Annotated in this window: 11 protein-coding genes; 7 read left to right on the top strand and 4 right to left on the bottom strand. The window is 37.5% G+C overall.

Annotation, left to right across the window (positions count from 1 at the left end; all coding sequences use genetic code 11):
- Positions 1-3 precede the first annotated feature (3 nt).
- The 4 genes from F0361_RS09560 (at position 4) to F0361_RS09540 (ending at position 3166) form a co-directional block, all read left to right on the top strand.
- Positions 4-1188 carry an acetate/propionate family kinase gene (locus F0361_RS09560; RefSeq protein WP_154918271.1) on the top strand — a complete coding sequence of 395 codons (1185 nt, stop codon included), beginning with the start codon at positions 4-6 and terminating at the stop codon, positions 1186-1188.
- 1050 nt (positions 1189-2238) lie between these two features.
- On the top strand, positions 2239-2568 hold the full coding sequence (locus tag F0361_RS09550) for a YtxH domain-containing protein (RefSeq protein WP_154918267.1): 330 nt from the start codon (positions 2239-2241) through the stop codon (positions 2566-2568).
- 5 nt (positions 2569-2573) lie between these two features.
- Complete coding sequence (locus F0361_RS09545) at positions 2574-2924, top strand: hypothetical protein (RefSeq protein ID WP_154918265.1); 351 nt, start codon at positions 2574-2576, stop codon at positions 2922-2924.
- Positions 2921-3166: a DUF6327 family protein gene (locus tag F0361_RS09540; RefSeq protein WP_154918263.1), complete on the top strand. Its 246-nt coding sequence runs from the start codon at positions 2921-2923 to the stop codon at positions 3164-3166. Before F0361_RS09545 ends, F0361_RS09540 begins: the two co-directional genes overlap by 4 nt.
- 8 nt (positions 3167-3174) lie before the next feature.
- Here F0361_RS09540 and F0361_RS09535 read toward each other — a convergent pair whose 3' ends face one another.
- On the bottom strand, positions 3175-4245 hold the full coding sequence (locus tag F0361_RS09535) for a response regulator (RefSeq protein WP_154918261.1): 1071 nt from the start codon (positions 4243-4245) through the stop codon (positions 3175-3177).
- 314 nt (positions 4246-4559) lie between these two features.
- Between F0361_RS09535 and F0361_RS09530 the strand changes: the two genes are divergently transcribed.
- The gene (locus F0361_RS09530; protein ID WP_154918260.1) at positions 4560-5333 is read left to right on the top strand and encodes a patatin-like phospholipase family protein; all 774 of its coding nucleotides are present in this window, start codon (positions 4560-4562) and stop codon (positions 5331-5333) included.
- Between the two features lie 238 nt (positions 5334-5571).
- Here the strand turns inward: F0361_RS09530 and F0361_RS09525 are convergent, their stop codons facing one another.
- Positions 5572-6036, bottom strand: a complete 465-nt coding sequence (locus tag F0361_RS09525) for an Hsp20/alpha crystallin family protein (RefSeq protein ID WP_154918258.1) — start codon at positions 6034-6036, stop codon at positions 5572-5574.
- A gap of 130 nt (positions 6037-6166) precedes the next feature.
- On the opposite strand from F0361_RS09525, the gene F0361_RS09520 reads away from it, so the two are divergent.
- Entirely contained in the window at positions 6167-8662 is a 2496-nt protein-coding gene (locus F0361_RS09520; RefSeq protein ID WP_154918256.1) for a cation-translocating P-type ATPase, read from the top strand.
- An 18-nt stretch (positions 8663-8680) separates the two neighbouring features.
- Here the strand turns inward: F0361_RS09520 and upp are convergent, their stop codons facing one another.
- Together upp and F0361_RS09510 are read right to left on the bottom strand one after the other, a co-directional pair.
- Complete coding sequence (upp, locus tag F0361_RS09515; RefSeq protein WP_154918254.1) at positions 8681-9334, bottom strand: uracil phosphoribosyltransferase; 654 nt, start codon at positions 9332-9334, stop codon at positions 8681-8683.
- Between the two features lie 12 nt (positions 9335-9346).
- On the bottom strand, positions 9347-10495 hold the full coding sequence (locus tag F0361_RS09510) for a site-2 protease family protein (protein WP_246160850.1): 1149 nt from the start codon (positions 10493-10495) through the stop codon (positions 9347-9349).
- Between the two features lie 58 nt (positions 10496-10553).
- Here F0361_RS09510 and F0361_RS09505 point away from each other — a divergent pair, with 58 nt between their 5' ends.
- On the top strand, positions 10554-11519 hold the full coding sequence (locus F0361_RS09505; protein ID WP_154918252.1) for a 1-phosphofructokinase family hexose kinase: 966 nt from the start codon (positions 10554-10556) through the stop codon (positions 11517-11519).
- Positions 11520-11526 lie beyond the last annotated feature (7 nt).

Here is an 11526-nt window from a genome sequence, read left to right as displayed (position 1 = left end):
ATAATGAAAATACTTGTTCTCAATTCCGGAAGCTCCTCTATTAAGTTCAAACTTTTAGAAATGCCTTTGGAAAAGATAATTTGCTCCGGAATGGTGGAACGTATTGGTTATGAAGATGCTATACTGCGCTTTAAAAAGGATGATATCAATGTTCAAGAAACCGTTCCAATAAAGACGCATCGAGAAGGGTTAAGTATCCTTGCCAACTATTTGACACATCCGCAAAAAGGTGTAATTAAAAATTCGAACGATATCTATGCCGTAGGTCACCGTGTCGTACATGGTGGCGATTCCTTTGCGGAAACGACCCTTATAAACGGAGCTGTAAAGAATGAAATAAATTACTATTCCGCATTGGCCCCATTACACAATCCACCTAACCTGGAAGGTATTGAAATTGCAGAAAAATTATTTCCAACGGCTAAACAGGTGGCTGTATTCGATACGGCCTTCTATCAAACCATGCCCATTAAGGCTAGAAAGTATGCTATACCCAATACATTTTATACAGAGGATAACATAAAAGTTTATGGATTCCACGGTACCAGTCATAAATACGTGTCCGAAAAAGCCATAAAATATCTTGGCAAGGAAACCTCAAAAATAATATCCATTCATTTAGGAAACGGATGTAGTATGACGGCTATAGTTAACGGTACAAGTGTGGACCATAGTTTGGGTTTCGCTCCTTCCAACGGACTGATCATGGGGTCAAGAAGTGGAGATATAGACCATTCCGTTATATTCTACTTGGCGGAAAGTTTAGGATACTCCCTAAACGAGATAAAACAATTATTGAATAAAAAAAGTGGAATGCTAGGACTAACGGGATCTAGTGATTTACGGGATATACAGGCAAAAGCTGAAGAAGGGGATAAAAACTGTCAATTGGCAATTGACATGAACGCCTACCGAATTAAAAAATATATTGGAGGGTATGCCGCGGCAATGAATGGGCTCGATGCTCTTATATTTACTGCAGGTATTGGGGAGAACTCCAGTTTAATCAGAAGACTAGCCTGTTTGGACATGGATTATCTAGGAATCCAATTGGATCTAGTAAAAAATGAAAAACAGACAAATGAATTACGAGAAATTAATACCGATTCCTCTCAAGTCAAGATTTTAGTCATTCCTACCAATGAAGAATTAGAGATTGCAAAACAAGTATTAGAATTACTTTCTTAGTCATTCATTATTTCTTCTAACTGTTCTATTGCTCCTTCCCCTATTTGTATTGTTTTCTTCATGATATCTACTAATATTGTCGTCGCTATAATTTTGAATTCTTTCATAACCCGAGTGCATTAAATTGGCATTATTGTATCTTGATGGCAAATCATTCCTACGCAACCAAATACCTCCCTCTAAAAAAATATAAGCTCTTGCGTATAAATCATAATATATACTAAACTCAGGAAAATAGACATATCGAACCACTTCTAGCCTATTTGGATAGAACCACGGCGGCAGCGGATTATTCCCTCTTGAAGTTATTACGACCGGACCACAACTGGCAATAAGTAAAAACACAATCGTTTTTAGTATCGATTTACTTAATTTTCTCCGCTTCATAAACTCGATTTAAGAAGTAAATAAAAGAAAAGTTGAAAGCTATAAACATGACCTAAATCATTCTTGTATGATTTTTATATAAATGCAGTAAACACATTATTACAATACATGGAATGTCCTAATTGTCTATAGAATGGAAATTCAAATTTTAGATTAAGAGTACTCTCTTAGATATTGCTGTAATAGGCCAACCCGAAAATCACCAACTGCAGATAGTTCAACATCTGCATTCATAAGGACTAGCCCATAGGCCAAATATGAAAGTTTGCAGTCACTAATAATTTCCTGGTTTAATCCAATGTATATGGGCTTGAAGTGTTGCCCAATTTACATTCCAGATGATTTCCCAACATTTATTGCACCCACTAATGCATCAGAAATCTAGTCCACAAATCAAACAGAATGCATTCTTTATTTTATTGTTGATATGGTCTTCTAAAAAAATCCCTTTTGATCAAAAGCTATATCCTCCTCATATGATGCTTACCAAAAATGTAGAAATTAAGAGAATAGCTTGGCTATCCTTTACAACTTTAGGTCTTTAAATATCACAGCGCAATCACCTAATTCAAGGAGCATGACCAAAGTCATTTCACGTACATTATTTCCTCCATATTTTTAGATAGAAAATTTAATGAACAAAGTAATTTTAAAACCAAGATTATGACAAACGATAGCGGAAATGTTTTACTGGCACTATTAACAGGGGCCGCCATTGGTGCGGGAATAGGAATTCTTTATGCTCCCGATAAAGGCGTTGAGACACGCCATAAAATTAAAAGGAAGGTTGATGATACCGCTCACGATCTTGCAGAGCGTATCTCTCACGCCAAAGAAGAACTTACAAAATCGGCAAACGAAAAAAAGGACGCTTTTGATAGAAAATTGGATGAAGCCATCTCAACCATGAGCTACAAGGCAGATGATATTATCGAAAATCTAGAGCGGAAACTCGAAGAGCTTAAAAAGAAGAACGCCCAACTACAAAAATAGCGGCTATGGCTTTTGACGAAATCAAAGAAGAACTCATGGGTGCGGAAGCCGAAATGAGGTCTTATGTGGAAACTAGCGAAGAGTATCTGAGACTCAGGATATTTAAGATTCTCATGCTCTTTGTTACCTCCATCACTCAATCGCTGCTCATTGGTATTGGTTCCGTTTTTGCTTTACTCTTTTTATCGTTCGCCGCCTGTTTGGCAATATCAGAATCGTTGGGCAGTTATTATGGCGGTTTTATCATAATTGGTGCTTTTTATGTACTCCTAGGGATTATGCTCTATATTTTCAGGAAGAAACTTAACGCTCCTATACTAAGGAAATTCTCCAACTATTATTTTGAACAACGATGAAAAGGGAGTACGGTTCATTTGAGGAGTTGGATACCCGCTTAAAGATTTTAAAATTGCAGCGGGAAATAAGTCAAGAAAGCCTTAAATTTCATTATCAACGAGCTAAAAAAGATTTATCTCCTTTGAATTTAATTAAAAGCCTAGGGTCGAATATTGGAACCAGCGGTGGGTGGAAAAATTTAATCGTGGCATATCTTGCCAAGAAAGTAATGGATTTTTTTTTCGATAGGAGCCAATCATAAATTCATTTTTATCCGGAATCCGCAACGGTTTCTAATTCTTTCTTGTTCATAATAACAATTCTTCTGCTGCGATCTGTGATGATTAAGCCTTCATCCTTAAAATCAGAAAGGGTACGAATGGCCGTTTCCGTTGCTGTACCTATCATGCCGGCAAAATCCTCACGGGGAATAGACTTACCATCTTCTGGTTTATCTTTGATCAATCCCTTGTCATATAGCTCCAAAAGAGCCTTTGCGGCACGTTGTCTCACTGTTGCAAAGGCCATGTCTACTAACTGTGTTTGAACGTCAATTAGATTATTTGAAATGATATTTATGAATTTTTGGGATACCATAGGGTTTTCGTATAACAGTTTTAGGAAGTCCTTTTTGGGTATCGCACCAATTTCAGCATCCTCCAAAACAACTGCATTCTCTACATATGTCCCAGCCACATTGAGCAGTGATAATTGTCCTATAAAATCACCTGGGCCATAAATTCCAGTGACAAGTTCCTTACCGGATTCGGTACCTTTATATGTTTTTATGGATCCAGCTACAATGAAATAAAGAGACTGAGCATTATCGCCTTCCCAAAAAACCATTTCCTTTTTCTCAAAAGGCCTAGCGGTGCGGTTTTTAGAAAGTCCTTCCAAATCAACATATTCTGAAGCCTCCACTAGAAATGAATGGATACCCTCTAGTTTTTTTGTAATTTCCTTTTCTAAATTATCATGCTTTTTTAAACGACAAGAAATCGCATCCAATAACTCTTCCTCTTCAAACGGTTTGGTCAAATAGTCGTCGGCACCAAGGTTCATCCCCATTCGTCTATCAGACCTATCTGTTTTTGCCGTTAGAAAAATAAACGGAGTACTTGATGTTCCACTATTGTCGGTTAAAGACCTCAGCACCTCATATCCATCCATTTGTGGCATCATGATATCACAGATAACTAAGTCAGGTAAAAATTCCTTGGCCTTTTCCAATCCAATTTTTCCGTTCTCTGCGGTTATTACGTTATAATTGGCCAAAGATATTATCTCTGCCGTATTCTCCCTTACAGTTTCATTATCCTCTATCAATAGAATTGTTTTCATTTTCTTCTAGCTTTTTAGGAATCTATTTAATTAAAGTACATCTATGTTGTTTTTAATGGCTTAACAAATACTTCATTTGGTTAACACGCTATGCATTTGATTCTTTACATCCTAATTCCGGCTATTACCATTTCACTGATTAGGAATATACTTGGCGAAGAACTTGTTGTAAATTGTTAAATAAATATATTACGGATATAGAGGGAAAGAAATGATTTCGGTCATACCAATACTAATAAGACTAAATATGATGATTGTCATTTTAACCAAGGAGCTAACAAGGTATTTTTGCGCGAGCTTCAATTAAAAACTATATGAATGTTGGTTTGGTACTATCAGGAGGAGGCGTTAGGGGCGTAGCTCATATTGGTGCCATCAAGGCACTCGAGGAATTTGGTATCCACCCATCCCATATTGCCGGAACCAGTGCAGGAGCCATAGTTGGCGCACTATATGCCGGGGGTAGCAATTGGGAAGAAATATTGGATTTTTTTAAATCAACACAAATTTTCAGCATTAAAAAATATGCACGTAGCAAACCTGGTTTTGTGGATACTGAAAAATTCTATGATCATTTAAAAGCCTATCTTCCAGAGGATAACTTTTCATCCTTAATGATATCCTTACATGTTACCGCAACCAACCTTTTGGATGGTACCTTAAAAATTTTTAACAAAGGTGAGTTAATTAAACCCATTTTGGCTTCTGCAGCCGTACCTGGTTTATTTGCACCTGTTCCTTTTAAGAACGGCTATTATGTTGACGGTGGCACTTTGAACAATTTCCCGGTCGATCTTATCAAAGATTTTTGCGATCAGATTATAGGAATCTATGTGAATCCTTTTGAAAAGATGAAGAAAACAGAGTTGAAGCATGCCCATAATGTATTGGAGCGAGCATACCATATAATGGTTGCCAACGAAACTGTGCTAAAATTTGGTCAATGTGATGTTCTGATACGCCCAGAGCGCATGGCAGAGTTTAGTATGTTTTCCGTAAAAAATATAGATGTTCTTTTTGAACTGGGGTACAAATCCGCCAAAGAGGCCTTAGGGAACAGTAATCTTGTTAAAGGTCCTAAAATCTAGTTGGTTCAAATTTAGACTAGAAATCGATTTAATATTTATCAGGAATTAATACACCTTTATGAAACTGTCCTTGCTAAAAAATAGAGGCTGAAAAGATGAAAACTTTCCAAACCTAACACATATATAATTTAAAAATAAATAAATGAAAGCCCTTCCCAAATGAATCCATTATAAATATTTACTAATGGATTATTCGAGAGGGGATTACTTTTGATAAAAGTTTATCAGGAAAATTTATTTATGAAATCTGTACCTTTTTGGGAGGTGTTTTTTTTGCTTCTTCCTTTTTAGCAAGGGTAAAGCTTAAAATACCGTCGTTATATTTGGCTTTAATAGCTTCTTGTTTTACACTTTCAGGCAATTGCAACGAGCGTTGAAAAGCGTTGTAACTAAACTCTTTTCGAGTATAATTTTCCTCCTTCTCCTCATCAGAAACAGACTTTTCAGCGGAAATATTCAAACAACCGTCTTCAATGGTAACTTCAAAATCTTCTTTGGCAAAACCAGGTGCCGCCAATTCAATTTCGAACGTGTCATGGTTTTCCTTAATATTCAAAGCAGGTTGAGATATCTTACCGTTCCAGAATTGATCGGGCATCATATTCCTTACCCAATTACGGTTGTCAAAGAAATCGTCCATATCAAAAAAATCTTGGGTAATCAAATTACCAAAAGGCCTTCTTTTAAATTTTACGAGTGACATAACATTTTTATTTTTAAGGTGAAACATTAGTTTTATAAATCGAAAATAGTTGCTATTAGCACTTATCAAAATGATGTAGGTCAGTCCCATCTATTTTTTTGCCTATACATTTGAGCAAACAAAAAACGGTATGTCCGCAAGTAAATTTGACATTAAAGGATTGACAGATTTGGAAGTTGAGACTTCAAGAAAAAAATACGGATCAAACACCTTGACCTATAGAAATGAAAATGGCTTTATTGATGCACTAAAAAGTTTAGCCAAGGAGCCCATGGTCATCTTACTTTTAGTAGCCTCGTCCATCTATTTTATGAGTGGAAATGTAGGGGATGGTGTTTTTTTGGCGGTAGCGATTGTTTTAGTAGCCTCTATTTCACTTTATCAGGATTCTAGAAGCAGAAAGGCACTTGATAAGTTAAAAGCACTTACACAACCTAATTGCAATGTTGTAAGGAATGGAGAGGTCATTGGAATACCCAGCGAACAGGTTGTTATTGGAGATAGTCTTATGGTCGAGGAGGGTACTTTAATCCCTGCTGATGGAACCATTATCCATTCCAATGATTTTTCCGTTAACGAGTCTATTTTAACAGGAGAATCCCTTGCTGTTTTTAAGGACTCCAAAAATGACGATAATTCCATTTTTAGCGGTACAACGGTAGTGAGTGGCTTGGCCATTGCAACCGTAGTGGCAATAGGGAATGATACGGAACTAGGGAAAATAAGTAAAAGTCTGGAGGCTATCCAAGAAGAAAAAACACCCCTAGAAAGACAAATCTCAAATTTTGTCAAAAAGATGTCCGTCTGGGGGGTGGTCGTTTTTTTATTGGTATGGGCAATGAACTATAATAAATCCCTGGATTTGATGGATAGTCTACTAAAAGCCCTTACCATTGCAATGAGTATTCTACCAGAGGAAATACCTGTAGCTTTTACAACCTTTATGGCGGTGGGTACATGGCGCCTAATGAAAATGGGGGTATTGGTAAAACAAATAAAAACTGTTGAAACCTTGGGGAGCGCCACGGTAATCTGTGCGGACAAAACCGGTACCATTACAAAAAACAAAATGAGTTTGGCAAAGCTTTTTGTATTACAATCTGGAGTAATATCAGATCCCAGAAATGAAATGGGCCAAGCTGAGAAAGAATTGATTACACTGGCCATGTGGGCAAGTGAACCAATTCCCTTCGACCCTATGGAAGTCGCACTCCATAATGCTTATGGTCAGTTGATAGATGGTGATGAGAGATTAGATTACCATATGGTTCATGAATACCCAATTGGAGGTAAACCGCCCATGATGACACATCTTTTCCAAAATGCAAATGGCCATCGAATCATTGCGGCCAAAGGAGCTCCTGAAGCATTTTTTGAAATTTCGAATTTAACCATTCGAGAAAGGTCCCAAATAGAGGAGACCATAAAAAGTTTGGGGAAACAGGGCTATAGGTTATTAGGGGTGGGACAGGCTCACTTTATGGGTATGGAATTTCCTAAAAAACAACAAGAATTCAAGTTCGATTTTAAAGGAATCGTAGCCTTTTATGATCCACCTAAAGAAAATATATCCAAGGTACTGACCTCTTTTGATAAAGCTGGAATAGATGTGAAATTGGTTACCGGAGACAATTCAGAGACCGCAATTGCCATAGCGAAGGAAATTGATTTTATTGGATATGAACGATGCATGTCCGGCGATGAATTAATGCAATTAAATGATGTTGAATTAAGGGAAAAAGTTAAAACAACCCAGGTTTATACACGTATGTTTCCTGACGCCAAACTCCGAATTATCAATGCCATTAAAGCAAATAATGAGGTGGTAGCCATGATTGGTGACGGGGTAAATGACGGCCCTGCTTTAAAAGCGTCACATTTTGGAATCGCTATGGGTAAAAAAGGAACGGAAATTGCCAAACAGGCCGCATCGTTAATATTAGTGGACGATGATCTTTCCAAATTAGTAGATGCCATAGCCATTGGAAGAAAAATTTATACAAATCTTAAAAAAGCCATTCAATATGTTATCTCCATCCATATTCCAATCATACTGATGGTATTCATCCCTTTAGCGCTAGGGTGGCTCTATCCAACGATTTTTTCACCTTCCCATGTTATATTGTTAGAATTGATTATGGGCCCCACCTGTTCCATCATCTATGAAAATGAGCCTATGGAAAAAAACACCATGATTCAAAAACCCAGACCCTTTACGACCACCTTTTTTAAGTTTAGAGAGTTGGTAACAAGTATAACACAAGGACTCGCCATTGCCCTTGTTGCTCTCCTGGTGTATCAATTCGCCGTGGCGGAAGGCTTGAACGAATCTACTACCAGAACTATGGTTTTTATCGTACTTATTTCAGCCAATATCTTTCTCACTCTTGTCAACCGTTCCTTTTACTTTTCAATCCTTACCACATTGAAATATAAGAATTATTTGGTGCCGCTGATTATTGGTATTACCATCGCCATCGTAGTATTGTTACTTTACATTCCTGCATTTACCCGTTTTTTTGAATTTGAAATGCTAACTCCAAAACTATTATTAATAAGCGTACTTTCAGGATTTGGATCGGTAATCTGGTACGAATTGGTTAAATGGGGCAAACGAATAAGTTGATTCAGGATTAACAAACACTTACAGTTTCATTCCAAAAGCCAAATCACCTGCATCTCCTATTCCAGGAATAATGTACCCCTTACTATTTAGTTTTTCGTCTATGGCGGCAATCCATAAATGCGTATTTTTAGGAAAAATTCTTGTAATATGTTCGATTCCAGATTTTGAGCCTATTACGGAAAGGATATGAATCCGATCTGGTCTACCATGATCCTTCAAGGCCTCAAGAACATTTTCCAAGGTCTTCCCTGTAGCTAACATAGGATCCGTAAGCACCAAAGTTTTGCCGGACAAAGAAGGAGCGGCAAAATATTTCACAATAACTTCAAAAGCATCCTCATCGCCCCTATGATGACGATAGGCCGAAATAAAAGCATTCTCGGCACCATCAAAATAATTCAACATACCTTGATGTAACGGCAAACCGGCCCTTAGCACTGAACATAATACCAGTTTATCCTTTGGCAAGGATATTTCCTTACTTCCAAAAGGTGTTTGTACCGTGGTATTGGAATAATTCAAATTTTTACTCAACTCATAACTTAGAACTTCCCCAATCCGTTCTATGTTGCGCCTAAATCGCATGGAATCCCTTTGGATGCCAACATCCCTGATTTCCGCAATAAATTTATTTAAGAGCGAGTTTTCCTTGCCAAAATGATGTACGGTCATTGTAGAAATATTTTACTTTAAAGGTACAGATTTGAATAGGATATATTCGCCAATATTGGTCCTATCAATGACCCCTACCAACATACCGTCATCCATAACCGGGAAAAAATTTTTCTTTTCTTTTGCGAACAGTTCCAACACTTTTACTATTTCCATTGACGCATCTACCGTCTTAAAATCTTTATCCATTACATCCTTCACTACAAGCAACGGGGTGTTTGCATGTTTTAGGACATGCTTTTGGGTAACTATTCCAACTATTTCATCCTTATCCATAACAACAAAATCCTTTTCGGCACCAGCGAGGGTGATATCCATGACGTCCTTTATTGTATGGACGGGATTTATCAATGTGATATTCGTCAAAGTCGCTTCCCTGACCAAATGCCCTTCCAATAATGAATTTTGCTTTACCATTTGGTTCTCGCCATAAGCTCCAAAAAAGATGAAAAAGGCGATCAGAATCAAAAACGGATTAAATAAAAGTCCAAGAATAAAAAATAGAATCGCTAGGCCCTGACCTATAGAAGAGGCTATTTTAGTAGCTTCGACACGACCTAGTTTAAAGGACAATAATGCTCTTAAGACCCTTCCCCCATCCATTGGAAACGCAGGAATTAAATTAAAAACCACCAACATTACATTGGCAACAAAAAGATAAAATAAAAAATTTTGGAATGTGGTTTGGTACAAAACTTCCTCCAATACGATGGCATCAAAATTAAAATAGCTTTTTATGGGAACTACCAAAAAAATTAAAATGGCAATAACCACATTAACAGCTGGTCCGGCAAGGGCAACCAACAGTTCCTGCCCAGGTTTTTCTGGCATCTTTTCCAACATGGCAACTCCACCAATAGGTAAAAGTGTTATTTTTTGGGTGTTGATATTGAATTTTTTTGCCGTTAATGCATGACCTAATTCATGAAGTATTACACAAATGAACAACACTACAATGAGGGCTTCATTAAGTAGTATTCTATTCAGATTAGACCCTCGCTGTATCTCCAGGAAAGCGACCCAAAACAACAATAGGGTAAACGTCCAATGTACTTCTATCTTAATCCCAGAAATACTCCCCAATTTTAGAACCCCTTTCATATTGATTTGTTTTAGACGAAAGTATTCCAGAGGTACTTTTTCAACAATGACATTGGTCATATGAGACCATTTGACATACTATTATATTTGAGAAAACACAGTTAAAATAACCCACAATATGAATAGGATAATAACATTAACTGTCAACCCAGCCATAGACAAAAGCACTACTGTAGCTGGAATAAAACCAAATAATAAATTAAGATGTAGCCTTCCCGTCTATGAAGCTGGTGGTGGGGGTATTAACATTTCTCGAGTACTTCTCGAACTGGGCGGAACCTCCTTATGTATGTATTTGGCAGGAGGACCAACTGGAAGTCATTTAAACAATATGTTAGTTGATTTTGGTATTCCACAACTAGTAGTTCACATAGAAGGGTGGGTACGTGAAAACTTTGCGGTAACAGATACTTCGAATAATGAACAATATCGTTTTGGGATGCCCGGACCCATGATCAAAGACCAAGAATGGAAAAAGACTTTGGAGCAATTGGAAGCCGTACTTGTGGAAGGAGATATTTTGGTGGCCAGTGGAAGCCTATGCCCTGGCATGCCTACCGATTTTTTTGCCAGAGTTTCTAAAATTGCGGGCAATAAAAATGTGAAATTCATTTTGGACACCTCAGGGGAAGCCTTGTTGAAAGGTGCACAGGCCGGAGCCTATCTGCTAAAACCCAATCTAGGAGAACTCGCTACACTCTGCGGAGTAGAAACGATCTCTTTTCTGGAACTGGAATCTATCGGCCAAACTTTTTTAAAGAATAATCCTTGTGAAGTATTAGTGGTTTCAATGGGACCTCAAGGTGCCGTAATGTTTACCTCTCAATCAATTGATTACATTTCTGCACCCGTAGTATACCAAAAAAGTACTATTGGTGCTGGTGATAGCATGGTTGCAGGAATGGTTCTTGCACTTGCCCAGGGAAAATCATTACTGGAAATGGCCCAATATGGGGTTGCTTGTGGAACTGCAGCCACTATGACCGATGGCACCCAATTGTGTAAAATTAAGGATGTGGAGGAATTAAATGATTGGATATGCTCCAATTCCAATACATCTCAAAAAATTAAAATCAACGCCTGAAGCAAAA

The organism is Maribacter flavus, from assembly GCF_008386635.1.
GTDB classification, from domain to species: domain Bacteria; phylum Bacteroidota; class Bacteroidia; order Flavobacteriales; family Flavobacteriaceae; genus Maribacter; species Maribacter flavus.
Note: the sequence above shows the minus strand (reverse complement) of the source record. Positions and strands in the feature narration are given on the sequence as shown.

What these genes read in the sequence shown, in the direction of transcription:
- F0361_RS09560 (WP_154918271.1), top strand. Translation starts at nt 4, where the DNA reads ATGAAAATACTTGTTCTCAATTCCGGAAGCTCCTCTATTAAGTTCAAA.
- F0361_RS09550 (WP_154918267.1), top strand. Translation starts at nt 2,239, where the DNA reads ATGACAAACGATAGCGGAAATGTTTTACTGGCACTATTAACAGGGGCC.
- F0361_RS09545 (WP_154918265.1), top strand. Translation starts at nt 2,574, where the DNA reads ATGGCTTTTGACGAAATCAAAGAAGAACTCATGGGTGCGGAAGCCGAA.
- F0361_RS09540 (WP_154918263.1), top strand. Translation starts at nt 2,921, where the DNA reads ATGAAAAGGGAGTACGGTTCATTTGAGGAGTTGGATACCCGCTTAAAG.
- F0361_RS09535 (WP_154918261.1), bottom strand. Translation starts at nt 4,245, where the DNA reads ATGAAAACAATTCTATTGATAGAGGATAATGAAACTGTAAGGGAGAAT.
- F0361_RS09530 (WP_154918260.1), top strand. Translation starts at nt 4,560, where the DNA reads ATGAATGTTGGTTTGGTACTATCAGGAGGAGGCGTTAGGGGCGTAGCT.
- F0361_RS09525 (WP_154918258.1), bottom strand. Translation starts at nt 6,036, where the DNA reads ATGTCACTCGTAAAATTTAAAAGAAGGCCTTTTGGTAATTTGATTACC.
- F0361_RS09520 (WP_154918256.1), top strand. Translation starts at nt 6,167, where the DNA reads ATGTCCGCAAGTAAATTTGACATTAAAGGATTGACAGATTTGGAAGTT.
- upp (WP_154918254.1), bottom strand. Translation starts at nt 9,334, where the DNA reads ATGACCGTACATCATTTTGGCAAGGAAAACTCGCTCTTAAATAAATTT.
- F0361_RS09510 (WP_246160850.1), bottom strand. Translation starts at nt 10,495, where the DNA reads ATGACCAATGTCATTGTTGAAAAAGTACCTCTGGAATACTTTCGTCTA.
- F0361_RS09505 (WP_154918252.1), top strand. Translation starts at nt 10,554, where the DNA reads ATGAATAGGATAATAACATTAACTGTCAACCCAGCCATAGACAAAAGC.